The organism is Lederbergia galactosidilytica, assembly GCF_017873565.1.
Classification (GTDB): domain Bacteria; phylum Bacillota; class Bacilli; order Bacillales; family Bacillaceae_C; genus Lederbergia; species Lederbergia galactosidilytica.
In genome coordinates, this window is sequence record NZ_JAGGKH010000029.1 from 1 (window position 1) to 25,637 (window position 25,637).

The window sequence follows — 25,637 nt, forward strand, 5'->3', positions numbered from 1 at the left end:
GGACACCCTTGCCTTAAGCTAACAGTTCCTACTGCCAAGCCTGTAGTGGACTTTCACCACCAAGTTATAGCCCATGCCGGGCGCACTATAAAAACAGCTAGAGAAAAAACTCATTTCTCTAGCTGTTTTATTTTAGGCCCTTTAAACACTTAATAAGGTTTTATCATCCACTAGCTTTTCTCCGCGAATTCTTTGGAATTCGGCCATTAATTTATCAATAGTCAGTGTTGGTTTTGTTTCTTCATTTACTTCAAGAATGATCTGTCCTTTATCCATCATGATCAGACGATTCCCTAGGTCTAATGCTTGCTGCATATTATGCGTCACCATTAGTGTCGTTAAGCGATTTTTTTCCACTAGTTGCTTAGTTAAGTTTGTAATTAACTCTGCTCGTGAAGGATCCAATGCAGCAGTATGTTCATCTAACAATAAAATCGCAGGCTGGGTAAAGGTAGCCATTAATAAGGATAAAGCCTGGCGCTCACCTCCCGATAATAATCCAACTTTCGCATTCAATCGATTTTCTAAATGTAAATGTAAGGTAGCTAAAGATTCTCGAAAGAATTCTTTTCTATGTTTATCTACACCTTTTCTTAATCCTCTTTTTTTATTGCGGGAATAAGCCATCGCTAAATTCTCTTCAATTGTCATCGAAGGAGCAGTACCTGCCATTGGATCCTGGAAAACCCTTCCAATTAATCTTGATCGTCTAAATTCAGCTAATTTTGTGACATTTTTGTCATCAATCCAAACTTCACCGATGTCTGGGGAAAGGGCTCCAGAAATCATATTCATTAGAGTGGACTTCCCTGCACCATTACTGCCGATAATCGTGACAAAATCGCCTGCTTTTAATTCTAAATTAATTTGGTCAAGAGCGATTTTCTCATCCGGTGTGCCTTCATTAAAAACCTTATTAATCTGTTCCAGTTTGAGCAACAGAATTCTCCCCCTTTCCAAGGGATTTGTTCATTTCTGCCATTCTTTCCGTATATCGTTTCGCTTTTCGTTTCTTTTCTCTTCTTTTTTCAAAAAATTGTGGGATGATTAAAGCGAGAATGACAATAACGGCTGTAATCAGCTTCATATCCCCTGTATCTAAAATTTCAACTCGTAGTGCCAGCCCAAGAATAAGCCGATAAATAATGGCTCCTGCCACAACCGCCATCGTCGTTCTCATTAATGTTTTTGTGCCAAAAATAGCTTCTCCAATAATCACAGAGGCAAGGCCTATGATAATCATTCCGATCCCCATACCGACATCTGAGCTTTTTGAATACTGAGCAAAAAGAGCACCTGAAAAAGCAACAAGGGCGTTAGAAAAACCTAAACCAAAGATAATTAAGTAATCGGTATTAGCGGAAAAACTTTTGATCATTCGTTTGTTATCACCTGTAGCCCTGATCGCAAGTCCAATCTCTGTTTGCAATAACCAATCTGTAAGTAATTTAAATACTAATGTAATAATAATCATTAAGAAAAGGATGCCCCATGTTGAAGGGAGAAATTTTATACCGATATTAGATAATAATCCATTCAACGTATCATCGATATCTAGCTTACTCCAATAGCTAATAAACTTTGTAAAGATTGTTTCATCATTCATAAGAGGGATGTTAGGTAGACTTACTGTATTTTCCCTTGAAAAGCCCATAATTCGAAGATTAATAGAGTAAAGAGCGATCATCATTAATATACCTGAAAGTAGGGCATTTATTTTTCCCTTTGTATGTAAAAGCCCTGTCACACATCCAGCTAAGAAGCCAACGATTAAGGCCATTACCGTCGCGATAATCGGGTTATATCCTAATACGACCATGGTAGCGGCGACAGCGGCTCCTGTTACAAAGCTCCCGTCAACAGTTAAATCAGGAAAATCAAGCACTCGGAACGATATATATACTCCAAGTGCCATAATCGCATAGATGATTCCTTGTTCAACGGAGCCAAACATTGCTGCAAACATTTAGAATCATCTCCTATTCAAGTTCTGCTTCCCACTCATCTTTAATTTCTAATCCGATCGTTTCAGCTGTTTCTTTATTTACGACAAATTTCAAATTTTGTGGATATTGAACAGGGAGTTCTCCTGGTTCTGCTTCCCCTTTTAGGATTTTAATCGCCATTTCTCCAGCTTCATAGCCAATATCCGTATATTCAAACCCGTAAGCAGCTAACCCACCTTTACGAACGGAGTCAAATTCGCCTACCATTAATGGTAATTTATTCTCATTTGCCACCGTAATCACGGATTCCAGAGCTGATACAACTGTATTATCAGTAATAATATATAGTGAATCAACTTTACCAATTAACGATTCTGTTGCCTGTTTTACATCAGCGGATGTTGCGACAGTGGCTTCTCTAATCTTGATATCAGAGCCTAATTCCTCTGCAGCTTTTCGTGCAATATCTACTTGTGCCCGTGAATTTTGTTCACCAGCATTATAAACCATCCCTACATCTCTTGCTCCTAATTCTTCATACAAAAATTTAACCGTATTGGGAATAGCATCAGGATGCGTATCAATCGTCCCTGTAATATTTCCACCAGGATCTTCCATTGATTCAACTAATTCAGCTCCTACAGCATCTGTCACAGATGTAAAAACAATCGGTATATCTTGGGTTGCACTTGCCACGGCTTGAGCACTATCTGTTGAATTCGCAAAAATAAGATCTACATCTGAATTAATTAAATCAGAGGCAATTGTTGTATTTGTACTTTTATCACCATTCGCATTTTTTTCACTATACTCGACATCAAGTCCTGAGTCTTCTATCGCTTTTTTGAAGCCTTCAAACGCCGCATTTAATGATGGGTGTTCTACTATTTGCGTGACCCCAATTTTATAGGTCTTCCCATCTTCCTCATTCTTTTCTTCACTTTGATCAGATTCGTTACCACCTGACTCTGGTGCTGTCGAAGATTGCCCGCATCCTGCCAGAATAAGTAGCAATAATAAGGCAGATATGCTTAACTTTTTCCAACTTAACTTCATATGATTTCCCCCTATATTCTTTTAAGACCAAATCTTTGAAATTTACTTATAATGCGTGTTCAAAAAGGAGGATAAAAAGGACCAAGTCGGCTAAAGGCGCTGATGTCAATCGCTAACGTCCGACACTAGTACATCCTGTACGTCGAAAGTTCGAGGCGGCGCAGTTTCGAGCAGCGGACTTGCATAGGATGTGCTGACTTCTACGTTGCCCACAGGACGTGGGCGGTTTTAGTAGAAGATCATTCTCCTGATACATGAGCATAGGGAAAGCTTCCCTGAATCCGCATCGCACGAAGGAAAAGTGTTTTTTCTTTTCCGAGCAGCACAGAAACAAGCCAACGAACTTGCGCGTGTTGGGGTGACTTCGACGTTCGACACAGGACGTGTCGGCATTTAGTCGAAGATCCTCAATCTCGCAGTGTCATTTTTACCGGACTTTTTGAACATCCTCTTATAATATTTATGTAATCGTACACCGATCAACCCATTTAGTCAATAGATCGACGCGTTAAAGTAAAGAAAAGAAAGCGCCCGGATCGCAATGTACAAACTTTTCGGATACTATTATTGACTTACTCAGTCAGAAGCCGAAAGTTTGCTATTTGCTGGGCGCTGGTCTTAACTCAGTTGCAACAGAACGGTATTAAGAATTTCCCGTATTGAAGTTATATCTAGAAGTCTAGGTTGTGATACTCTCTTCACTTTGCTTTCTAAAGAAGCTTTTCATCGCATGGAATACATCTGCTTTTTCTTTAAGGACATAATAATAAAATTTTTCATTTTTTATATGTTTGTATACAGACATAAGCGTAGAGTTCCGCTGATATTGATTCACTTCACCATAGCCAAACATATTCGCTTTCTCCATAATTTCATTCACTAAGCGGACACATCTCGCGTTATCAGAAGTTAGATTATCCCCATCAGAGAAATGAAATGGATAGATATTATAGCGGGCAGGGTCATATTTTTCATTAATAATCTCTAACGCTTTTTTATAAACAGAGGAGCAGATTGTTCCTCCACTTTCTCCTTTGGAAAAGAATTCCTCCTCTGTCACAACCTTTGCCTCAGTATGATGAGCAATAAATTCAATTTGCACTGATTCATATTTTGTACGGAGAAAACGACTCATCCAAAAAAAGAAACTGCGGGCCATATATTTTTCCCATATTCCCATAGATCCACTTGTATCCATCATTGCTAAAATAACGGCATTGGATTCGGGTTTTTGAATTTCATTCCATGTTTTAAACTTTAAATCCTCTGGATAAATCGGATGAAAGCTAGGACTTCCTTTTATAGCATTTCGTTTGAAGGCAGATAACATCGTTCTTTTTTTATCAATATTTCCCATTAATCCCGTCTTGCGAATGTCATTATATTCAATATCTGTAATCTGATTAAGATCCTGTTCTTTTCTTTGTAAATTAGGTAATTCCAATTCTTTAAATAAAGCCTCTTCCAGTTCCATCAAGGATACTTCTGCTTCATAATAGTCCTCACCGGCAGCATCGCCAGCACCTTGACCTTTTCCTGGGCCCTTTTGCGGATTTTGCCCCCTTGCTACGACATCTCCTACTTTACTATCCCCATCCCCTTGACCGACATGTTTATTTTTATCATAATTATAGCGAATTTTATATTCATCTAATGAGCGAATTGGTATTTTTACAACATCCCGTCCATCGGACATGATAATACTTTCTTCCGTTATTAAATCTGGTAAATTTTTACGAATCGCATCTTGGACCTTTTCTTGATGACGTGTTTGATCATCGTGTCCTTTTCGATGGAGGGACCAATCTTCCTGTGATACAACAAACTGGTGGTGTTCTGATTCAGCCATCTTTTCCCCTCCTTATTCACATTTTGCCGCTTTCGGCATAAGATAAAATAGTGAAATTTTACTCAGTTTATTTCAATGTTAATTACTCTATCCTATGCAACTCACGATAGATATTTACAAACTTTTTAAAGAATGGGACAAAGTTCCGATTTTACTTATTTTGCTTCTGTTTACAAGATGTGAAATCCGTTTTCTTTCATTTAGCATTAAAGGTTGCCTTCATAATGGAGGCAACCTTTAATATATCGTTTTCATAAGAAATGCTTAACGATTTAATAAACTACCAACATATCTCAATAGCTCATTGGCTGAGGTCGAATTATAACCATGTTCATCAATCAACCTAGCTACAACTTCGTTGATCTTTTTTAATTGCAGTTCATCTGGAGTCTTAGCTGATGTTGTAATCTTCACCACATCTTTTAAATCCGCAAATAACTTTTTCTGAATAGCTTCCCTTAGTCTTGCATGGGACCGGTAATCGAAATTCTTTCCTTTGCGTGCAAGTGCAGATATCCGAATAAGAATTTCTTCCCTAAATGATTTTTTCGCATTTTCTGATACACCAATTTGTTCTTCAATTGATCTCATTAATTTTTCATCAGGACTAATTTCCTCTCCAGTGAGTGGATCCCTGAGTTTAGCTTTATTACAAAAAGCCTCCACATTATCTAAATAATTATCCATTAAAGTCTTCGCAGACTCTTCATAGGAATAAACAAATGCTTTTTGAACTTCTTTCTTTGCAATATCATCATATTCTTTTCTTGCGAGAGAAATATAATTCAAATAAACTTCTTTGCGTTCATTTGTAATAGAAGGATGTTGATCAAGTCCCTCCTTTAGGGATCGTAAAACATCTAACGCATTGATCGATGTAATCCCTTTTCGAATAATTGTGGATGAAATACGGTTAATGACATAACGCGGATCAATGCCACTCATCCCCTCTTCCTGGAACTCATTTTTCAACTCATCTACATCAGCAGAATTAAAGCCTTCTACACTCTCTCCATCATAGAGACGCATTTTCTTAATGACGTCGATATCGCCTCTTTTAGTTTCCTTTAGTCTTGTTAAAATCGTGAACATTGCTGCCACTTTCAAAGTATGGGGGGCAATATGAACATCGTCTGCAACATCACTATCTCTAATCATTTTTTCATATATACGTTCCTCTTCTGAAACCTTCAAATTATATGGAACGGGCATAACGATGATTCGCGAGTGAAGCGCCTCGTTCTTTTTATTCGCGATAAAGGAACGATACTCGGTCTCATTTGTATGGGCAACAATTAATTCATCTGCACTAATGAGGGCAAACCTTCCTGCTTTAAAATTCCCTTCTTGAGTTAGGGATAATAAATGCCATAAAAATTTCTCATCACATTTAAGCATTTCTTGGAATTCCATTAAACCACGATTCGCTTTATTCAATTCCCCATCAAATCGATAGGCCCTTGGATCCGATTCCGAACCATATTCAGCAATGGTAGAAAAATCAATACTCCCTGTCAAATCCGCGATATCTTGAGACTTCGGGTCAGATGGACTAAAAGTTCCAATTCCAGCGCGCTTATCTTCTGAGAAAAAGATTCTTTCAACGATGACATCTTCAATTCTTCCGCCATATTCTTCCTCAAGTCGCAAAGAATTTAAAGGAGATAAATGTCCTTCAATTTTAATTCCATATTGCTTATAGAAGTCCTCCCGTAAATGGGCTGGCACCAGATGAAGCGGATCTTCATGCATAGGGCAACCTTTTAGGGCATAGACGGCGCCATTGTCTGTCCTTGTATATGCCTCTAAGCCTCTTTTCAGCATTGTCACTAGGGTCGACTTCCCACCGCTTACAGGTCCCATTAAAAGAAGGATTCTTTTGCGGACATCTAGGCGTTTAGCCGACGGGTGGAAATATTCCTCCACTAGCTTTTCTAGAGCTTCTTCTAACCCATATAACTCTGAGTTAAAAAACTTATAAACTCTTCTGCCATTCTCCTCCTCAACACCAGCATCTTTTATCATATTATATATGCGTGAATGGGCAGATTGAGCTATCCATGGCTTTTCTTCCACTAATTGTAAATATTCTGCAAAGGTCCCTTCCCATTTCAATCTTTCTTCTTGTGAACGATATTGTTCAATTCTTTTTAAAATATCCATATAAACCTCCCCAGTAGGTGTGATGAGAGATGATTATTTCATTCTATGCTATTGGACAACTAAACATGATACTTTCCCTAAAACAGGTCCATCTCTTAAATTCGTATCGCAATATAAACATTCTCATCTTGCTTATTCGTAAAATCATTTATTCCTTCTAAAACAACTGATATATGGTTATGTTAAGAAAACATTTTGGTTAGACTTAATTGCAAGCAACTTAGGATTTAAAAATCAACGGTCAAAAATGAAAACCCTAAATTACATACAAACTCTAAGGTCACTATTAGGGAGAGCTTTTATTTCCTCCTTCTTAATACAGCGTATTGTGGTTGAATCCGTTAATATTAGCTTCGAGCTTTCAGCTAGAAGTTGACCAGTTCGAATAATAAGCTAGAGAGAAAATCCACAAAATATGCGACATTCCTGCCATAATAGGCTATAATAATGAGAGAAGATTATGATTCATAAAGGGAGGCTTACATAAACATGAAATTGATCTTAATTATCGGTGTGTGTATCGCATTCTTGGCCGCCATTTTCACTTCTGGATTTGAAGATAAGCCAGGAACTAATAAAAGATAAGCTACGAAACGCCATTCCTTTGAGGTTTGGCGTTTTTTATTATCTAAAAAAATCCTTATGATGATCATAACGCGATCACCATAAGGATTTTTGTTTTTCTAAAATTATTCTGTTGCCACTTGATCTGCTTTTACTTTTACTTCACCTTTAACTTCTTCCATCGGCGGCTTGACACGTTTCATAAACAAAGCTAGAACGAGTGCTACGACGGCGATTAGCGTAGACACAAAGAATGCATGGGTGATTCCGTCTAACATAGCTTGATTTCCAATCACTTCTTGCATTTTAGCCATTGCTTCTGGTGTTGGTTGTACATTTGGATCAGCTTTTGCCATTGCATCTGCTGCCAATTGTTCACCAGTGCTAGCCGCTCTTTTAGACATCACTGTAATCATAAAGGCTGTTCCTATTGCTCCTGAGACTTGTTGAAGCGTATTGTTAATTGCTGTTCCATGTGGGTTATCCCTCATCGGCAATTGGTTCATTCCATTTGTCATAACAGGCATCATAACCATAGACATCCCGAACATTCTAAAAGTGTATAGAAGCACTAAATGTAAGATAGAAGTATCTAATGTAAGTTTTGAGAATAGATATGTGGTAACAACCATAATAGTTAAACCAGTCACTGCAAGAATCCTGGCTCCATATTTATCAAACAAACGACCCGTAATAGGCGACATGATTCCCATTAATAAAGCACCTGGCAGCATTAATAATCCAGAGTTCATCGGTGAAATACCTCTTAATTCTTGAACATATAGAGGTGTTAAAATCATACCGGAAAACATTGATACTGCAATAACGATGGAAATACCTGATGACAATGCAAACATCGGATATTTATAAATTCGGAACTCAAGCATAGGCTCTTTCATTTTTAGTTGGCGTACAATAAAGATAATCAAGCCAATTATTCCAACTACTAACGGAATATAAGACTGAGGTGAGCCCCAACCAACTTCTTGATCCCCTGCTGAACTGAAGCCATATAATATTCCTCCAAAGGCAATACTTGATAAAACAAGTGAAAGAACATCGAGATGAACTTTTTCTCGTGGAGTAATATTTTTTAATTTAAAGATCGCTAATAACAATACTAAGATTGCAAATGGTAAAACTACAGAGAATAGAGCTCTCCAACTAAATGTTTGTATTAGATAACCGGATAAAGTAGGACCAATGGCTGGTGCAACGATCATAACCAATCCGAAGAAACCCATTGCGGTTCCTCTTTTTTCCACAGGAAATGCTGTCAACATCACATTCATTAACAACGGCATCATGATCGCGGACCCTGAGGCTTGGATCATTCTCCCGGCAAGCAATAACCCAAAATTAGGAGCAATCAGTGCTAATAATGTCCCTAAAGAAAATAAACCCATCGCAGTTATAAATAAACTTCTATTCGTAAAACGTTGAATAAAAAAAGCACTCGCAGGGATAAGAATACCATTTACAAGCATATATCCCGTGGCAAGCCATTGCACAGTTGCAGTACCAATTTCAAATTCATTTTGAATAGATGGCAAAGCAATATTTATCAAAGTATTATTTAATATCGAAACAAAAGCTCCAATAAAAAGAACCGCTATGGCACCATAAGGCGGTTTCTTCTGAATGGATTCAATATCCATATAAAATCCCCCAATCAATCTTTCATGTGTATTAGTATAAACCGAACTATTACTTTAAACATTTTAAACTCATGGTCTAAAAAAATCAACAAAAAAATTTCATTATCATAAAAAAATTGTATAAACCGCTATATTAAGCTAAAATGAATGATAGACCATATGTACAAAAGGTGAGATTATGAACCAAAGAAAAAAACAAATTATTGATGTAGCACACCGTCTTTTCATCCAAAAAGGATTTACGTCTACATCTATCAAAGATATATTATTAGAAGCAAATATTGCAAAAGGGACTTTTTACAACCATTTCGCCTCAAAAAATGATTGCTTAATCGCAATTCTTGAGGTGGTTCGCGAGGAAGCTCAAGCGGTCCGCGAGGAAATTTCTTTTGGCAAAGCTAAGGATGATCCTGATGTTTTTGTTCAACAAGTACTAGTTCGAATGGAAATGAATCGAAAACAAAATTTACTTCCATTGTTTGAATCAGTTTATAGTTCCAAAGATAAGGATTTAAAGGAATTTATAACAAAACAACATAAAACAGAATTACAGTGGATGGCTTCAAGGATCGTCGATTTGTTTGGGGATCATACTAAAGAGTTTTCCATCGATTATGCTTGTATTTCATTCGGAATGATCCATCACATGATGCATGTATGGATGTTAGGAACTACAAAAGAATACGAATTAAGAGAAATGGTTTATTATACTTTAAGGCAGTTAAAAGCCATTATTTCCAAGCAAACTGGAGAAAATAAACCTTTCTTTCCAACCGACTGGCTTTGTCCATACAATAAAGATATAAAAATAGACGCAATCGATATAAAGAAACAATTTGTAAACCAGTTGGAAATATTACTTAAAAGAATGGATGAAATGACCGTAAAGCAAGGACGGAGAGAACGATTCGAATTTCTGCACTTGGAATTACAGAACGATTCACCTAGAGATTTTTTAATCGAAAGTGTTCTTGATTCGATTAAGAAAAAAGCAGATTCTTCTTTCTTCAAAAATGAAATCCAAGAAATTATTCAATTAGGGTATCATTACTTACAACACCATGAGCATTAAGCTACTTTCAGAACTAAATAATTTTTAGAGAAGAACGAATCAGGCACCATCTAGTATCCTGTTAGAAACATACTGATGACTGTCCCAATCTACAGCTAACCCCGATTTGGAATAATTGATTAAAAAAGGATCACCTATTATTCTCAATAGGAGATCCTTTCTCTTTTAATGTAATCCTGGGTTTCCTTGTTGTCTTAACGCCTCATAGACAAGAATGGCCGCTGTATTGGATAAATTGAGCGAACGAACATGATCATTCATCGGGATCCGCAAGCAATGATCCATATTCTTTTCAATCAATTCCTTTGGTAATCCTTTCGTTTCCCTACCAAAGACAAAGTAATGATTTGTTGCAGAATCACTATAATCAAATGTTGTATGGGGTTTTTGACCGAATTTAGTCAAATAATAAAATTGTCCCCCTTCATTCTTGGTAAAAAACTCTTCAAGAGAATCATAGTACGTAATGTTGACAAACTCCCAATAATCCAAGCCAGCACGCTTTAACATTTTATCATCTGTTGAAAAGCCAAGTGGTCGAATCAAATGTAACTGAGTGTCTGTTGCGGCACAGGTTCGAGCAATATTTCCTGTGTTTGCTGGAATTTCTGGTTGATATAAAACTACATGGTTTGGCACTTTCGTTCACCTCATCAAAAAACTTTACTGTGTCATTATACACTATAGATTTACTTGCGTGTTCAAAAAAGAGAATAGTCGGCTACATTCTATCTGAAGAAATTTGAGGCAGCACAGGATCGTGCACTAGGAATAGACAACATATGGTTAAACTTCTTCCGCGCTCTACACGGAATCTGCCCATATTTCGCCGAAGATCAACAGTCAAGATATGTTATTTTTCGGTTGCTTACAAGCCATATATATCTAGTGATAACGACGCAAGCTTAGCGGTAGGAACAAAAGTGTTTTCACCAAAGAAAAGCTGTGCGACTAAGTGCATATCACTCGCTCCGAAAGTATCTTTCGCTAGAACAGATTGTTCGTCTTTAGATCTTAATATTTTAGTTATATCCCATCCTTAGAACAGAAAGTAGCTGAGCTTCCTTTTGATCAGTTGATTCATACTTTTCAATACGTATTAAGAATCATCAATAATCGTATACATTTTATATTGGATATTAGGTGTATAAGCCGTTGAATCCTCATAAGCCCAATATCTCATTCGACTATTATACGTATGAGCATTCACAAGCGGTTCCCCTGCCGCATCTTTACCTGTTACGATTGTATTATGATCGAAGCGCCCATCTCCTTGAAAATCATAACAAATTACATCACCTAATTTTAATTCACGCGCATCAGTTACCTCTCTTGCTCGCAATCCAACCGTGGAGCTACCAAGATGAATTTTTAACGCATTGGCAACAGACCAACTGTAGCTCCAATTTTTATTTTGGTACCACCAGCCTTTACTACGATTGGGATGCCCTCGCATCGGAGCGCCGCCAGTATGGAGACATTGCGATATATAATTTGTACAGTCAACTTCAAATTTTTCATAGGCAGGATTATAATCATCCCACCAGTTCTCTGCATACTGTACTGCTTTTAAGCGATCATAAATAAACGTAACCCTTTCTGAGTTGTCTTCAGATTCAGATAGTGGGGCTTGTTGTGGATATTCGACAAGGACTTCCTGATCCTGAACTAATTTATTTTTTAAAAAATAGGCTTCCCGTTGCTCAATTTCCTCTTCCATATACATGAAATCCGCTTGTTTAATCAAATATTTTAAGTGAACTTGATAGGAAACATGATCTTGCTTTTCCTCTCTATCCATTGTGACAATCTTTCCTTTTCCCATGACCTTCACCAATATAGCTTTACGTTTTGATAGGGTATCGAGTTTTTTTACCACCTTTTCCTCTTCCGCTTTTTTCCGTCTAACTAATTGATCTATCCTATCTTCAAGCGCGCTAGCTAATTGTTGTCTCACTTCATCCCTCCTCGGTATAAAATATATGCAGTGAACCCACGATACAATGATTATAAGATTTATTGGAAATTAAAAGAGAACGAAGCTATACCTCGTTCTCCAATCGGAAAAATTGTAATCCTTTTTCAATTTCATTTAATACTGAGACATCTTGTTCTTTACTTTGTGCCTGATGTAATGCCAATTTTGCTTTCTCACCACCAATCTTTCCCAGTGCCCAAGCTGCAGTCCCGCGAATAACTGGTCGGACGTCTTCCTCCATTACCTTAATTAATTTATCGACAGATTCTTTTTCTTTAAAATGAGCTAAAGCAATAATTGCATTTCTTTGAATTGGTTTTTTTCCACGCCAAGAACCAGACATCTCTCCAAAAATTTCTTTAAATTGCCGATTTGATAATTCTAATAGAGGATCAAGTAACGGTTTGACTATTTCCGGTTCTGGCTCCATTGCATCATGATGATGAAAATCCATTCCTTTATTTTTGGGACATACCGATTGACATGTGTCACACCCATACAATCGATTGCCGATTTTTGTTCTAAATTCATCTGGTAAGAAATCTTTTGTCTGGGTTAAAAAGGCAATACAACGTTTTGCATTTAATTGACCGGGTTGGACCAATGCACCTGTTGGGCAAGCATCTAAACACATTGTACAATCTCCACATTGGTCCTGAAGTGGTTCATCTGGTTCAAACGGAAGATTGGTTATCATTTCTCCGAGATAAACGTATGAACCGAATTCTGGTGTAATAATCGAACAGTTCTTGCCACTCCAGCCAATCCCAGCACGTTCCGCAACTGCACGATCCACAAGTTCTCCTGTATCTACCATCGATTTGATAGCTGTTTCAGGGACACGTTCTTTTATATATATAGCTAGTTGACTTAATTTTTCTCGAACAAGTTGATGATAATCAATTCCCCATGAGGCACGGCAAAATAAGCCTCTTCTTTCACCTTTTTTCCCTCGTGGTGGATCCTTCATACGGGAAGGATATGCAAGTGCAATTGCAATAATTGAACGTGGTTGATCAAATATTAAAGATGGATCTGTGCGTTCCTCGATATTTTTATGTTCAAAGCCTGAATGGTATTCAAGCTCTTGTTGCCTAATTAATCTATTCTTCATTTCAATAAAGGGATCTGAGCTGGCAAAGCCAATTTTATCAATTCCGATCTCTTTACTATAATCAATAATATCTTGTTTTAATTGAGAGTAATCCACATGCTCGTCCCCTTTCTAATTAGAATGATCATACTATGTTACACTATATAAAAAGCGTCTGCTTTGATTTTAAAATAGAGAAAAAATCCTCACTTCCATCGACTACGGCATCCTATCCAAAGCTAGGATAATTAGGTTCTTATTAATACTAAGAAAAATAAGAGGTGACAAAAATGGATATTACGATTGAAACACCACTTTCTGAAAAGATAGCTGTTTTGAAATTTGGGATCCTTGAATATCATAACATCATTGTAGAAAATTCCCCAGTATACTTAAAAGGAAAATTGCACTATTTTCAGGAGTCCCTGTTTTTTGATTTAGAAAATCAGAAAATCGGCGATATACCAGAAATTAAGGAATGGCGTCAAATCTTTAAAACGCTAGGGAAGAGTCCTAGTCGCTACCGCCCTTCTGCCGAATCGTTACTACGAAGGGTACAAAAGCAACAATATCTGAATGATCTCCATTCAGCAGCTGATCTGAATAATTTTTTCTCGTTGAAGTACGCCATCCCGATTGGGCTTTATGACATAGATAAAATCCAAGGGAATGTGCAGTTGGGGATTGGTAATGCCCAGGAGACATATGATGGTTTAAATGGAAGAGAAAACCGTGCAGAAAATCTGCTAGTCGTTAAAGATCAAATTGGTCCCTTTGGAAGTCCCTTTGTTGATTCTATTCGAACAGCAGTGACAGAAAAGACAACTTCCGCTTTACAAATTGTCTATTTCACACCGAGCATCACAAACGATGCTGCTGAAGAAATGCTAAAATTGATTGCATCTTCCTATTATCAAGTATTAGGTGGAATTTCGAAGTCAAAATTGATTACAAACTAACTCGAAATCAAATAATCTATGCCTGCCTTTATGAAGAATCTTGACAGGCTTGGTTTTTACTTAGTGTCAACTTTGCCCGATAGGAAATCATTGATTACATAAAAAAACGCAAAGCCTTGTTTTATTTAAACAAAACCCTGCGTTGGTATGTATGGAGCGGGTGATGGGAATCGAACCCACGACAACAGCTTGGAAGGCTGTAGTTTTACCACTAAACTACACCCGCACATCTCAAAAAGTTGACTTCAATAGTATACAAAATATATGAAGAAATCGCAATAACCGTCACAAATTCTCCATATTGCGAAACACCGATAAAGTTATTACGAGCGGATTGGAAGAAGATCCGGCTAAGTCGGATCTTCTTCTCCTTAATGTTCTTTTTTTTGAAAACATGCCCATAAGAATTGCACCATTTCTCCTGAACGCACGGGATCATTTATATGTCGGAATATAAATGGGATATCGTATTCATCATATTTTTTCTTTAATATGTAACCATGGATCGGGTGATGAATGACTTCCCCAACAGGTGCGTCTGCAGAGATGTAGGGTTGGTCGAATGGATAATCATATGTCATCAAAGCAGGTGGAGCGGTTGCTGACATATAGTTTATTGCGGAGGCTTTTTCCGCAAGCTCCAAGATACTAGGATCATATAGTTCTTTAATAGAAGAGATACCATAAAATAAAGCGATATTTGGTTGAATATGAGGGCCATGATAAATATTTTCATAAAAACGCTGATCTTTCGAAACCTGAGTACCGAAACCGATAAAAGCAGACACATATGATGGTATATGTTCGATCGGATCATCACTTGCTGGATTTACTAAATCCCCTTGAAGAGCATTCCATAATGCAATATGTCCACCAGCAGATGAACCCGATGATGCAATTCGATTAGCATCGATTCCCCATTCCTTCGCTTGACTTCTTACAAACTGAATTGCTCTTGTTCCATCCTGCATTGGCGCAGGAAATGGATCTGTTGTAATAAAACGGTAATTACAAGACACTACAGAGATACCAGCCTGCAAACATTCTTTCAGCAAATCACTGGTCAGAAAATCGCTCTTATCTCCGCCCACATAACCACCCCCATGGAAAAAAATTAATACAGGAGTTGGTTCGGCCTTGTTAAGAATATAGGCATCTAACTTATTTCTCTCATAAGGTCCATATGTAATATCCTTGTATTCCCTCAGATTCATTCTATCATTCTCCCTTTATTTTATATCCTTCGCATTTGGATAAATCATTACTTTAATACTTTTCTCTTTTTCATTCAATGCTACCTCGACAGCCGTCTTGATTTCATTCAATGAATACTGATCTGTGATCACTTTTGTCAAATCAACTAAAGGATGAGCTAGACTTTGAATGGCATCAGCATAAGTATGAACATATCGAAACACACCTAGCATATCAATTTCTGCATCAATCATAGCTGTCATATCCATCGGCACTTGATCAACAGTAGGAAGACCTACATACACAATTTTCCCACCACGTTTTACTAAACGAATTGTCTCACTAACAGCTTGAGCATTTCCTGATGTTTCAATTAAAACATCAATCTTATTCCCACTCACTTCTCGAAACTGCTCTAAAAGGTCTCCTTTTGTGGGATCCAATACCGCCTTCACACCCATTTCCAAGGCAAGATCTCTTCTAAATCCTACCACATCACTTCCATAAATTTCTGTCACACCAAACATTTTTGCTGCTTCAATCGTTAATAAACCAATCGGACCCAAACCTGTTATTAATAAATTGTCACCAGGTCCAACATTCCCTCTTCTCATCGCATGGAAGCCAACTGATAGTGGCTCTATTAATGCTCCTTCCTCGAAACTAACATCGTCTGGTAACTTAAATAAGAAATCACTATTCACTGTCACATACTCCGCCCATGCTCCATCAAATGGCGGGGTAGCCATAAATTCAACAGCATCGCAAAGATTATAACGTCCTGAACGACAATGTGGGCACTCCCCACAAGGAATTCCTGGTTCAATTGCTACGCGATCACCTATTTGAAGATTTTTCACATCTTCCCCGATCTCTATAACAGTTCCTGAAACTTCATGTCCCAAAATAATCGGTTTTTCGACAACATAACGTCCGATCCTCCCATGTTCATAATAATGAACATCTGAGCCACATACACCTATACAATGAACCTTAACTAATGCTTCATTACGTTTAGGTTTTGGTATTGGGATTTGCTTCACTTCGATATCCTTTGGTTTGTTTAATACAGCTGCTTTCATAAGTGGTTGCATGTTGTTCCCTCCGATAACCTTAATCAGTTAAAAATATCTCTATCTATTGCTTTAATAACCAATCAGCCAAAATTTTCCAACTCAACAAGTAAACGCTTTATAAAAAATGCAAGTTAAAATTGAGAGCTAAACAAAGCAATCACTATTCTTATTCTAATCCTTAACAGTCTATTTTTAAAGTATTAAAGAGACTGGGACAAAAGTGTTTTCGCTTGAGTAAAGTCCGAACTATTAGCGTGAAAATAACCCACTCCGGAAATATACTTCGCTTTCCGAAGGCCTACAGGATGTGGGTCATGCAGGCGTTGCGACGTACCAGGAAGTACTAGTGGAGGTGAAGCAACAGGAAGTTGCGCTTTGAGCCTGCCGCCAGGACGGCGCGAACTTAGCCTGCTTTCCCTAGTGTCAAGCCTCCTCAGGCTGCGCCTTCCGGAGTCTTGTCGAACTCTTACTTCCCGCAGGAGTCTACGTATATTTCCTTCGCTAAGGTAATGAAATATTCGCTTTTGAGGCTTAGCATTTTAGTTATGTCCCAGCCTCTTTTCATCATGCTGTTCCTAATTCAACACCGAGCTCTTTCAAATATCGACGATAGGCAATACTCACACGGTCACAGATCAAAGATAATTCGATTTGAAGATCAAGCGGTAATTCCTCTGGTTTTTGATTTTGCACGATTGGCTTATCTTGCGCAAAAATTTCATCCTGAAACTTAATTAATTCTTCATCTGTTAAACCTGTATCATAATTAAATGATAAGATTCCATAAGCCATTGAAGTCTCTGCGTCAATTGGACGAACGGTTAATAAAATCGTCATCAATGTATTATTTTCTCGATCTCTTTTCGTAAAGCTTACCGTAAAGGGACGATGTATCTCATATGTATAATAAACGTATTTAGGCTGCCCCGATCCATCTGGGTCAGGTTGATAAATCGCAATTTCATCTGAGTAAATTCGCTCACCATCTTGATGAACCTTATAATCAGGAACTTCTCGATGCTCTTCCGATCCTAAGTATCCTTCATGAACAACGGCTAAATGGCCAACATCCAAGAAATTTTCGATAATACGCGGTGGTTTGGCCACTACCTCTTGTGGTCCCCAAATGACATTATGAAAATCGGAGTCTTCCATTGGTTTGTATTGGAAAAAATCAGGTTCATTGCCTGCAAGGTTCACCCAGATTAGCCCATATCGTTCTTTGCAAGAATAAGCGATCGCTTTAGCTTTACGAGGAATCGGTCTTCCCTCAGGAAGTTGCGGTATTTTCACACAAGCCCCTGTTTCATCATACTCCCACGCATGGTAAGGGCAAACTAAACAATCATTTTTCACTTCTCCTAGTGATAAAGCTGCCCCTCTATGAATGCATAAATCTTTAAAAGCATGGACCCCTTTACTATTTCTAAAAATCGCGATCCGTTCTCCCATTAAAACAACTTGAATCGGCTTTTCTTTAACATCTTCTGATCGACAAGCAACAAGCCAGTCCTCTTGTAAAATCTTATCTTCCAACATTTTTAACCCTCCACAATTGTTGTCCTAATTCCATCATAATCATTTCCCAGGAAACGGTCAACCTAAATTACGAACATTTTAACAACATAAGTAAACATCATTCGTTTATTGTATACAAAAGCAGTTATTTTATATATAATCCAAGAATAACGTTTATTTTTAGCTAAGAAGGGTGATAGAGCTTGGATAATCAAACAGAAAATAATATCGTCATAAGCGTTCATGAAAAAATTAGCTACCACAAAGCCTTTATTCTCGGTCTACAACATGTATTAGCAATGGATTTATACATAGCCCCCATTATTATTGCTGGGCTATTGTCATTAAGTACGGAAAACACCTCATTTTTTGTACAAATGTGTTTCCTAGCCACTGGTCTCGCTACTCTCATTCAGACTGGAGCAGGCATTAAACTTCCTGTTGTCCAAGGACCTTCTTATGTTCCTATCGGAGCGATTGCAGCGATTGGAGGAAAACTTGGCTTAGGTGCCATCGCAGGAAGCCTTATTCCAGGTGCGATCCTTATTACTCTAATTGGCTATCCATTAAAATGGTTTGCCAAAGCTGTGCGAAAAATCATCCCCCCACTTGTTGGGGGAACTGTAATCATCATTGTTGGGATCTCCTTAATGCCTACAGGTTTGAATAATATTTATCAAGCTGAAGGAAATATAGGTGAAAATATTCTCATCGCAGCAATCTCGGCAGCTGTTTTAATTATTTGTATGCTTCTGGGACGAAGGATGAAGGGAATCGGAACTTTCTTTCGTTTAGTGTCTGTCATTATTGCAATTGTTGCTGGTACCATTACAGCAAGTTTATTTGGCACTGTAGATTTTTCACCTGTCAAAGAAGCAAGTTGGTTTGCTTTACCATCACTATTTCCATTCGGTAAACCAGTATTTAATTTAAATGCAATGATTACAATGGTTTTCGTCTATTTCATCATATTACTAGAAACAACGGGCACATGGTTTGTCGTCTCCTCCATTACAGGTGAAGAACTAGATGATCGACGTTTGAATCGCGCCTCTGTCGGCGAAGGAATTGGCTGTTTAGTAGGATCCTTATTTGGCAGTACCCCGATGACCGGATATTCATCTAATGCCGGATTACTTGCAATTACAGGGGTCGCTAGTCGAATGGTAATAATAATGAGTGGAGTTATTCTCGTTTGTCTTGGATTGATTCCAAAGCTCTCAACAGCTATTACTTGTATACCTGAACCTGTTATTAATGGTATATTCGGCATTGTTTGTGTGGCTATTGTCACGAATGGCATGAAAGTGATTCAACCAATTATTATCGATGATCGCAATATGATGATTATCGGTCTACCAATTCTTCTTACGATTGCTATTACTGTTTTGCCAACTGATGCCTTAAACAAGGTTCCCGATTGGGCTAATTACATATTATCTTCAGCAACGACAGTTGGGGCTTTGGCAACCGTTCTGCTAAATCTATTTATTCCTAAAACAAGGTAGGACGATTATATTTTGCGTACTTGGAGTGAAAGCTGTGGATGAAATATGTTCTCATTCCATGCTTAGGTTGTGGGCCTAGGCATAGGAAAAGGATTGAGGTCACAAATTGTAATTTATAGGATCCATTAGTGAGACGTGGAAACAGGTTATTGGACAATAATTGGAAGCACAGACAATACCTATTTATTCTTTACTCAAAGGCAAAGGATATTGGGTCTCACTTTCCTCCTTCTATCTCCAGGGGTATCAGTACTTACCGAACTTCCACGATCCCATAGTGAAAGAAATGGCAAGATTGCTAATTAACACAGAAAATAAACCAAGCCTTCAAAGAGGCTTGGTCTCAGAGTGTAGACAAAAAGATTGGAAATCAAAATGATTTCCACCCCTTTTGCTATTCATACAGGATCATTCTATGAAAAAGACCATAAATGCTCTCCTTATGGTTTCTATTACGCCATGGTTGGCGTTTTCCATGTCCAGCTGGCCAGCTTCTTAAGATTTAGAGCTGCAAAAGTCAGCATCGTCTGCATGGACATTTTTTTAAGTCCCCTAAGGGTTGTCCATCGTAGGCCATGCTTTTCTTTTGCATCGGCAAAGACACGCTCAATCGTCTCTTTACGAACAACCTTCTTCTCAAACTTTCTTTTATTCGCGCTGGCTTTCACATGGGTCGAATCAATATAGACATAGCCGGGGCTGAGAAGCCCGCGGTTTGCCACCTCGTTTAGAACTTTACAGAAGATCTGCTCGAATAGGTCTGTATCTGCAAATCGCCGCACATAGTTTTTTCCGAACGTGGAAAAGTGAGGAACCTCTGTATGAAAGCCAAATCCAAGGAACCAGCGATATGCCATATTTGTTTCAATTTCCTTGATTGTCTGGCGCACGGAACGGACGCCGAAGGTATACGGAATGAATGTCATCTTGATCAATACGACAGGACCTATGCTAGGTCTCCCAATGGTTGAGTAAAGATCTTCGACTAATGGATAGATAAAGAAGAAATCAATAGCCGCATCCAGTTTGCGCACCAGATGGTCTTGAGGAACTGTTCGCGTTCATTAATTTGATTCTTCGTCATCATATCCATCATCTCATTCAGTTAATAGAAAATACCGTTGATTGGAGCGGAGAGCGGAGACTCCAGCGGGAACAGCGCGAGCTGAAGACCCTGGACTGAGCGCAGCGAGGGAAGCGGCTGAAGCCGTGCCTGCGGAAAGCGTCCACTCGCAGCGGAAATCAACCTTTCTAGCTTTATCTCTATTTTAAAAGAAAAAAGACTGTAGACAAACACCAAAATTCCTGGTGTTTGTCTACAGTCTGAAACCAAGCCTTCAAAGAGGCTTGGTTTCATCTAGATCGCTTAATTATTTTTCAATAACTCAAAGACTTGCTCAACATCCTTGTCTCCACGACCAGAAATATTAATAATGATATTTTGATCTTTTTCAAGCGTTGGGGCAAATTTCAACCCATAGGCTACAGCGTGAGCACTTTCCAATGCCGGAATTATTCCTTCTGTTTTTGATAAAATACGAAATGCATCTAATACTTCTTCATTGCTTACTGCAACATATTCCGCGCGGCCTGATATTTTTAATTGACTATGCTCAGGACCACTACCAGGATAATCCAATCCTGCTGCAATCGAATAAGTTGGCAGTGGATTCCCTTCTTCATCTTGTAGAAGTAGGCATTTAAATCCATGGATCACCCCAGGAGTGCCTGTTGTTAAAGTTGCTGCCTCAACTGGTTCCACACCAATTAAACGTACTTCTTTATCTTCTATATACTCTGCAAATGAACCAATCGCATTACTACCGCCACCAATACACGCAATTACTGCATCTGGCAATTTTCCCTCTTTTTGTAGAATTTGCTTTTTGCTTTCTTTACTGATAATAGATTGAAAATGTTTGACCATTTCTGGATATGGATAAGGACCAACGGCAGAGCCTAAAAGGTAAAAAGTATTCTCATAATTTTCGACGAGATCTGCTAATGCTTCATCAACAGCTTCTTTTAGTCTTCCTTGCCCTTTTGTCACAGCAACAACTTTTGCCCCTAATAATTCCATTCGGAAGACATTTAAGGCTTGTCGCTTTGTATCCTCCGCTCCCATATAAATGATACATTCCATACCAAACATCGCACAAACCGTAGCTGTAGCTACACCATGTTGTCCAGCACCTGTTTCAGCGATAACACGCTTCGCACCCATCCGCTTCGCTAATAGAATCTGTCCAAGTACATTATTAATTTTATGGGCTCCCGTATGATTCAGATCCTCCCGCTTCAAATAAATTTTTGCTCCACCTAATTCATTTGTTAAGCGTTCAGCAAAATAAAGTGGAGATTCTCTACCTACATAATCTTCAAAATAATACTGAAGTTCTTGGTTGAATTCTTTATCGTCCTTATATTTGTCAAATTGCTCAGCTAAAATGCGCAAAACATTTTCCAATTCTGGTGGAACAAAACTCCCTCCAAATTCTCCAAAATACCCTTTTTCCATTTTTTCTGATTGATCCATTTAATCTCACTCCTATTTTTAAAATAAAAAAGGGCTTCTCTAAATCCTTAAAAAGGACGAGAAACCCGTGGTGCCACCTTTATTCGTTTGCTAGAAACAAACGCTCTTATTGATCACGACTCTTTTATCGGTGAGTCCTCCGCCATAACCTACTTTGTTCGGTTTGGTTGCTCAGAAGTCCATTCAGCAAAATGTCACACTGATTCGCACCAACCATCAGCTCTCTTAAGTGCATCCTTTGTCTACTACTCTTCATCATTGCAAAAATTTATTTTCATTTATTTTAGTCCTTTGTTCGTTTATAGTCAATATGAAAGTACCCCATATGATTGTTCGTGACCTAATTCATAATGTCATATGAAACTACTCTTCACCTTCTCCATTTGCATCTGGATGAAGGATTGCTATCCATCTTAGATTATTAGTATAATGTTCATATAATTTCTAATTTTTATATAAGGAGAGTGTCGTAGATGAAAGAGTCCTTCTCAGGAAACCCGCTTTTCCCTGGATGGTATGCTGATCCAGAAGCCAGAATCTTTAATAATCGTTATTGGATTTATCCAACTTATTCTGCCCCTTATGATGAACAAGTTTTCTTTGATGCCTTCTATTCCGATAATCTAGTAGAGTGGATAAAGGTCGAAGGAATTTTGAAAAAAGAGGATATCACATGGGCGAGACGTGCTATGTGGGCCCCTTCCCCAATTGAAAAGAATGGAAAATATTATTATTATTTTGCAGCCAATGATATTCAAAGTAATGATGAATTGGGCGGGATTGGTGTTGCTGTTGCAGATAGTCCTGAGGGGCCATTTAAAGATGCATTAGGTAAGCCCTTAATCGACCAAATTCATTACGGAGCTCAACCGATCGATCCCCATGTATTCATTGATGATGATGGAAAAGCCTATTTATATTACGGTGGGTGGGGACATTGTAATGTTGTGATGCTGAATGAAGATATGATTAGTCTAAGCTCTTTTTCAGATGGTAGTACATATAAAGAAATCACCCCTGATCATTTTATTGAAGGCCCTTGTATGATCAAACGAGAAGGCAAATATTATTTCATGTGGTCTGAAGGTAGCTGGGGCGGGCCAAATTATTCTGTCGCATATGCTATATCAAACTCGCCGCTTGGTCCATTTAAGCGCGTTGGAAAAATTCTTCAACAACATTCTGAAGTAGCAACAGGTGCAGGGCATCATGGCATGCTACAAATTCCCGGGACTGATGATTGGTATATTGTCTATCACAGGAGGCCACTAACAGAAAACGATGCCAATCATAGGGAAGTGTGTATCGATTCCTTATCCTTTAACAAGGATGGAACTATAGAGCCTGTTACCATCACTTTCACAGGAGCTCCATTTACTCCTTTGAAAAAGTAAAGTGCCTAACTAACGAGACTGGCACATAACTAAAATGCTAAATGGTAAAGGCGAACAGTGATTTACCTTCACGGAGGAAATAAACGTAGACTCTGTAGGAAGTAAGAGATCGGCAAGGCACCGCAAGGCGAAGCCTGAGGAGACTTGCCGATCTCTCACGGAAAGCGAAGTATATTTCTGGAGCCGATTATAAGCACTTATTGTTCAGGCTTTTCCATGATAAAGACTTTTGCCCTAGCCTCATCTTTTTCCACATGGGAATTATGCAACGATTTAGACAACATTTCGAAAAAGTCTACATATGTGGAAAGGTAATAATCCGCTCCCTGTTCTTGATTTTGAAATAAACATGTTCGGATGCCTAATTTTTTTGCTGGAATAATGTCAATCAGTCGGTCCCCAATGGCTAGATTAATTCCGTGTTTTTGATGGAGATATTCGTAGGAAGCAATATGGGGTTTACGTGGATAGCCATCATCCCCTGTCACAATGTCACAGAAATATTTTTCCCAGCCTCGCATCTGTAAAATCTTGGTCACCTCCGCTCGGCTGCTGTGTGTCATGATCACATTTTTATTTGCGTAGCTTAAAATCTCTTCCACTCCCGGAAATGGTTTAAATGCATTAGCAGGTAATTGATTGGCAAGCAAAATAAATTGGTCCACCTGTGCTTCACTCAAACTAAAAAATTGGATCCCATGTCTAAATGAAATTTTGATTTGTGCATAAATCTCTTCTTCCGTAACATCCTCGTTTTTCATCACTTGTTTTAATACCTCCGTAAACACTGGGTACGTATCAAACAGTGTTCCATCAAAATCCCATAAAATATTCAACTTGCATCCCTCCGTCTAAAAAATTTCTAAGGATGAGGTGATGTCCGCCATTCCCGCTCCTACTTTTTGCCGATTTTCCGCAGAAACACAAACCATTCCAAAGATAGATCTTATACTATTAAAAAGGAGTCTGTTACAAATGGAAATTACCTTACTTTATTTATTTGTTGGCGTTTGCATTGGTGTTTTCTTCTACATGATAGCAGATTCACGTCCTTTTTTTCCTTTTCTCGTTCTGTGCATTGCTTGGTTCCCCCTTCTTCTAATTGGAATGCCCTTCATTCCGTTTTTCACTGAAGATGGGATTTCTATAGCTAATAACCATACAAGCTAATATTCAAATTTTGTGTACCTTGTTTCACTTTTCAATTCGTCGGGATCGCTTCAAAAGAAACGACTATCCATCATAAACGGAAGAACATTTAGCCTGGTAATCCCTTTATTTTGAGTTTCCTCATTACTCCAATTTCTTCACGTATCTGGATTTCATCTAAAAATATCTTGATCTGCATTTAGGTATTCACAATTAAAACGATTATTACCTATCCTGATGGATTCTTATCAATTCTTATAAGTATAAAAAAGTGAATGTTCATTCAAAGAAAAACTGCACCTTCATTCATCATCGGGTGCAGTTTATCAAATCATCCACGTCTATATTTTTATTTGTTAAGTGCTTCAATAATACTCTCTGGATCATATCCAATAATCCACTTACCATTTATATCCGTTTGTGGCACTCCCAATTGGCCTGTTTGTTTCACAACTTTTTGCACTATATTAGGGTCTTTCTCAACGTTAAGGAGTATTATTTTGAGCTAAAAAATCTTTAAGCATTGTACAATAAGGCCAATGAGTTGTGGTGTAAACTGTAATAATCTTCTCCATTTTAGAATCTCCATTTATCTCCATTTACCTGGCAGGGTATATTTTAAACTAAAAATAATCCGTGATCCCGCTGCTAATTTGGCTTGGGATTCAACAAGTTCAAGATTCGCACCGGATCAAATCCAAAAACCCATTCTCCATTTATATTAGTCTGGGGAACGGAGAATCTTCGTGTCTTCCCGATTAATTTTATTAATTCTATCGAGTGAAGATCGATATTGACTTCCTTATATTCGATATTTATATTGGTTAAAAAATCCCTAACCATCCCACACACTGGACACATCGTGGTAGTAAAAAGTGTGATATCTTGATTCATTCTACATGCCTCTACTTCTTATATTTGTTT

The 25,637-nt window shown here is 38.1% G+C and carries 20 protein-coding genes, 1 tRNA gene, 2 pseudogenes and 1 other annotated feature; of the genes and pseudogenes, 4 read left to right on the forward strand and 19 right to left on the reverse strand.

All coding sequences use genetic code 11. The annotated features are described in order from the left end of the window. Positions 1-141: 141 nt before the first annotated feature. From J2Z23_RS20500 to J2Z23_RS20525, 6 genes are all read right to left on the reverse strand, one after another. Positions 142-939, reverse strand: coding sequence for an ABC transporter ATP-binding protein (locus J2Z23_RS20500; protein WP_057981483.1), 798 nt, complete (start codon positions 937-939; stop codon positions 142-144). After that, positions 917-1,966: an ABC transporter permease gene (locus J2Z23_RS20505; RefSeq protein WP_057981482.1), complete on the reverse strand. Its 1,050-nt coding sequence runs from the start codon at positions 1,964-1,966 to the stop codon at positions 917-919. Before J2Z23_RS20505 ends, J2Z23_RS20500 begins: the two co-directional genes overlap by 23 nt. A gap of 13 nt (positions 1,967-1,979) precedes the next feature. Continuing rightward, positions 1,980-3,002: an ABC transporter substrate-binding protein gene (locus J2Z23_RS20510; protein WP_057981481.1), complete on the reverse strand. Its 1,023-nt coding sequence runs from the start codon at positions 3,000-3,002 to the stop codon at positions 1,980-1,982. A gap of 679 nt (positions 3,003-3,681) precedes the next feature. Further along, entirely contained in the window at positions 3,682-4,851 is a 1,170-nt protein-coding gene (yhbH, locus tag J2Z23_RS20515; RefSeq protein ID WP_057981480.1) for a sporulation protein YhbH, read from the reverse strand. 264 nt (positions 4,852-5,115) lie between these two features. Further along, the gene (locus J2Z23_RS20520; RefSeq protein WP_057981479.1) at positions 5,116-7,014 is read right to left on the reverse strand and encodes a PrkA family serine protein kinase; all 1,899 of its coding nucleotides are present in this window, start codon (positions 7,012-7,014) and stop codon (positions 5,116-5,118) included. Positions 7,015-7,703: 689 nt separating this feature from the next. After that, positions 7,704-9,236 (reverse strand): DHA2 family efflux MFS transporter permease subunit, encoded by a 1,533-nt coding sequence (locus J2Z23_RS20525; protein WP_057981478.1) that lies wholly within the window; start codon positions 9,234-9,236, stop codon positions 7,704-7,706. 178 nt (positions 9,237-9,414) lie between these two features. On the opposite strand from J2Z23_RS20525, the gene J2Z23_RS20530 reads away from it, so the two are divergent. After that, positions 9,415-10,308, forward strand: a complete 894-nt coding sequence (locus J2Z23_RS20530; RefSeq protein ID WP_209975114.1) for a TetR/AcrR family transcriptional regulator — start codon at positions 9,415-9,417, stop codon at positions 10,306-10,308. A 165-nt stretch (positions 10,309-10,473) separates the two neighbouring features. Here the strand turns inward: J2Z23_RS20530 and trmL are convergent, their stop codons facing one another. The 3 genes from trmL to queG all read right to left on the reverse strand — a co-directional run bounded on the left by trmL (position 10,474) and on the right by queG (position 13,496). Next, positions 10,474-10,947, reverse strand: a complete 474-nt coding sequence (gene trmL, locus J2Z23_RS20535; RefSeq protein WP_209975116.1) for a tRNA (uridine(34)/cytosine(34)/5-carboxymethylaminomethyluridine(34)-2'-O)-methyltransferase TrmL — start codon at positions 10,945-10,947, stop codon at positions 10,474-10,476. Positions 10,948-11,407: 460 nt separating this feature from the next. After that, a complete protein-coding gene (locus J2Z23_RS20540; RefSeq protein WP_209975119.1) occupies positions 11,408-12,265 on the reverse strand; it encodes an amidase domain-containing protein in 858 nt (285 codons plus the stop codon). An 85-nt stretch (positions 12,266-12,350) separates the two neighbouring features. Further along, complete coding sequence (gene queG / locus J2Z23_RS20545) at positions 12,351-13,496, reverse strand: tRNA epoxyqueuosine(34) reductase QueG (RefSeq protein WP_057981474.1); 1,146 nt, start codon at positions 13,494-13,496, stop codon at positions 12,351-12,353. A gap of 173 nt (positions 13,497-13,669) precedes the next feature. Here queG and J2Z23_RS20550 point away from each other — a divergent pair, with 173 nt between their 5' ends. Then, complete coding sequence (locus J2Z23_RS20550) at positions 13,670-14,338, forward strand: B3/B4 domain-containing protein (RefSeq protein ID WP_209975121.1); 669 nt, start codon at positions 13,670-13,672, stop codon at positions 14,336-14,338. A gap of 152 nt (positions 14,339-14,490) precedes the next feature. On the opposite strand, the gene J2Z23_RS20555 is transcribed toward J2Z23_RS20550, so the two are convergent. From J2Z23_RS20555 to J2Z23_RS20570, 4 genes are all read right to left on the reverse strand, one after another. Then, positions 14,491-14,564 (reverse strand) — tRNA-Gly (locus J2Z23_RS20555). Positions 14,565-14,709: 145 nt separating this feature from the next. Continuing rightward, a complete protein-coding gene (locus tag J2Z23_RS20560) occupies positions 14,710-15,552 on the reverse strand; it encodes an alpha/beta hydrolase (RefSeq protein ID WP_209975124.1) in 843 nt (280 codons plus the stop codon). A 15-nt stretch (positions 15,553-15,567) separates the two neighbouring features. Beyond that, a complete protein-coding gene (locus J2Z23_RS20565) occupies positions 15,568-16,626 on the reverse strand; it encodes an NAD(P)-dependent alcohol dehydrogenase (RefSeq protein ID WP_209975127.1) in 1,059 nt (352 codons plus the stop codon). A 546-nt stretch (positions 16,627-17,172) separates the two neighbouring features. After that, positions 17,173-18,147 carry an aromatic ring-hydroxylating oxygenase subunit alpha gene (locus J2Z23_RS20570; protein WP_057981470.1) on the reverse strand — a complete coding sequence of 325 codons (975 nt, stop codon included), beginning with the start codon at positions 18,145-18,147 and terminating at the stop codon, positions 17,173-17,175. A gap of 182 nt (positions 18,148-18,329) precedes the next feature. Between J2Z23_RS20570 and J2Z23_RS20575 the strand changes: the two genes are divergently transcribed. After that, positions 18,330-19,634 (forward strand): nucleobase:cation symporter-2 family protein, encoded by a 1,305-nt coding sequence (locus J2Z23_RS20575; RefSeq protein WP_057981469.1) that lies wholly within the window; start codon positions 18,330-18,332, stop codon positions 19,632-19,634. Between the two features lie 452 nt (positions 19,635-20,086). Here J2Z23_RS20575 and J2Z23_RS20580 read toward each other — a convergent pair. The 3 genes and pseudogenes from J2Z23_RS20580 to trpB all read right to left on the reverse strand — a co-directional run. Beyond that, positions 20,087-20,686 (reverse strand): annotated as a pseudogene (locus J2Z23_RS20580) (transposase); the annotation flags it as partial. A 53-nt stretch (positions 20,687-20,739) separates the two neighbouring features. Next, the gene (locus tag J2Z23_RS20585) at positions 20,740-20,991 is read right to left on the reverse strand and encodes a hypothetical protein (RefSeq protein WP_209975128.1); all 252 of its coding nucleotides are present in this window, start codon (positions 20,989-20,991) and stop codon (positions 20,740-20,742) included. A 9-nt stretch (positions 20,992-21,000) separates the two neighbouring features. Next, positions 21,001-22,170, reverse strand: coding sequence for a tryptophan synthase subunit beta (gene trpB, locus J2Z23_RS20590; RefSeq protein ID WP_057981467.1), 1,170 nt, complete (start codon positions 22,168-22,170; stop codon positions 21,001-21,003). A 49-nt stretch (positions 22,171-22,219) separates the two neighbouring features. Beyond that, positions 22,220-22,438 (reverse strand) — a binding site (T-box leader). Positions 22,439-22,643: 205 nt separating this feature from the next. On the opposite strand from trpB, the gene J2Z23_RS20595 reads away from it, so the two are divergent. Then, positions 22,644-23,564 (forward strand): glycoside hydrolase family 43 protein, encoded by a 921-nt coding sequence (locus tag J2Z23_RS20595; protein WP_209975129.1) that lies wholly within the window; start codon positions 22,644-22,646, stop codon positions 23,562-23,564. Positions 23,565-23,761: 197 nt separating this feature from the next. On the opposite strand, the gene J2Z23_RS20600 is transcribed toward J2Z23_RS20595, so the two are convergent. The 3 genes and pseudogenes from J2Z23_RS20600 to J2Z23_RS20610 form a co-directional block, all read right to left on the reverse strand. Next, a complete protein-coding gene (locus J2Z23_RS20600; protein ID WP_209975131.1) occupies positions 23,762-24,400 on the reverse strand; it encodes an HAD hydrolase-like protein in 639 nt (212 codons plus the stop codon). A gap of 662 nt (positions 24,401-25,062) precedes the next feature. Beyond that, positions 25,063-25,288 (reverse strand): annotated as a pseudogene (locus J2Z23_RS20605) (glutaredoxin family protein). Positions 25,289-25,361: 73 nt separating this feature from the next. Further along, positions 25,362-25,607: a glutaredoxin family protein gene (locus tag J2Z23_RS20610; protein ID WP_209975133.1), complete on the reverse strand. Its 246-nt coding sequence runs from the start codon at positions 25,605-25,607 to the stop codon at positions 25,362-25,364. Between the last annotated feature and the right edge of the window lie 30 nt (positions 25,608-25,637).

Bases quoted from the DNA above. Each gene is read 5' to 3' on its own strand.
- trpB (WP_057981467.1), bottom strand. From the start codon at position 22,170: ATGGATCAATCAGAAAAAATGGAAAAAGGGTATTTTGGAGAATTTGGA.
- J2Z23_RS20565 (WP_209975127.1), bottom strand. From the start codon at position 16,626: ATGCAACCACTTATGAAAGCAGCTGTATTAAACAAACCAAAGGATATC.
- J2Z23_RS20595 (WP_209975129.1), top strand. From the start codon at position 22,644: ATGAAAGAGTCCTTCTCAGGAAACCCGCTTTTCCCTGGATGGTATGCT.
- yhbH (WP_057981480.1), bottom strand. From the start codon at position 4,851: ATGGCTGAATCAGAACACCACCAGTTTGTTGTATCACAGGAAGATTGG.
- J2Z23_RS20570 (WP_057981470.1), bottom strand. From the start codon at position 18,147: ATGTTGGAAGATAAGATTTTACAAGAGGACTGGCTTGTTGCTTGTCGA.
- J2Z23_RS20585 (WP_209975128.1), bottom strand. From the start codon at position 20,991: ATGAAACCAAGCCTCTTTGAAGGCTTGGTTTCAGACTGTAGACAAACA.
- J2Z23_RS20550 (WP_209975121.1), top strand. From the start codon at position 13,670: ATGGATATTACGATTGAAACACCACTTTCTGAAAAGATAGCTGTTTTG.
- J2Z23_RS20560 (WP_209975124.1), bottom strand. From the start codon at position 15,552: ATGAATCTGAGGGAATACAAGGATATTACATATGGACCTTATGAGAGA.
- J2Z23_RS20520 (WP_057981479.1), bottom strand. From the start codon at position 7,014: ATGGATATTTTAAAAAGAATTGAACAATATCGTTCACAAGAAGAAAGA.
- J2Z23_RS20505 (WP_057981482.1), bottom strand. From the start codon at position 1,966: ATGTTTGCAGCAATGTTTGGCTCCGTTGAACAAGGAATCATCTATGCG.
- J2Z23_RS20610 (WP_209975133.1), bottom strand. From the start codon at position 25,607: ATGAATCAAGATATCACACTTTTTACTACCACGATGTGTCCAGTGTGT.
- J2Z23_RS20525 (WP_057981478.1), bottom strand. From the start codon at position 9,236: ATGGATATTGAATCCATTCAGAAGAAACCGCCTTATGGTGCCATAGCG.
- J2Z23_RS20530 (WP_209975114.1), top strand. From the start codon at position 9,415: ATGAACCAAAGAAAAAAACAAATTATTGATGTAGCACACCGTCTTTTC.
- J2Z23_RS20510 (WP_057981481.1), bottom strand. From the start codon at position 3,002: ATGAAGTTAAGTTGGAAAAAGTTAAGCATATCTGCCTTATTATTGCTA.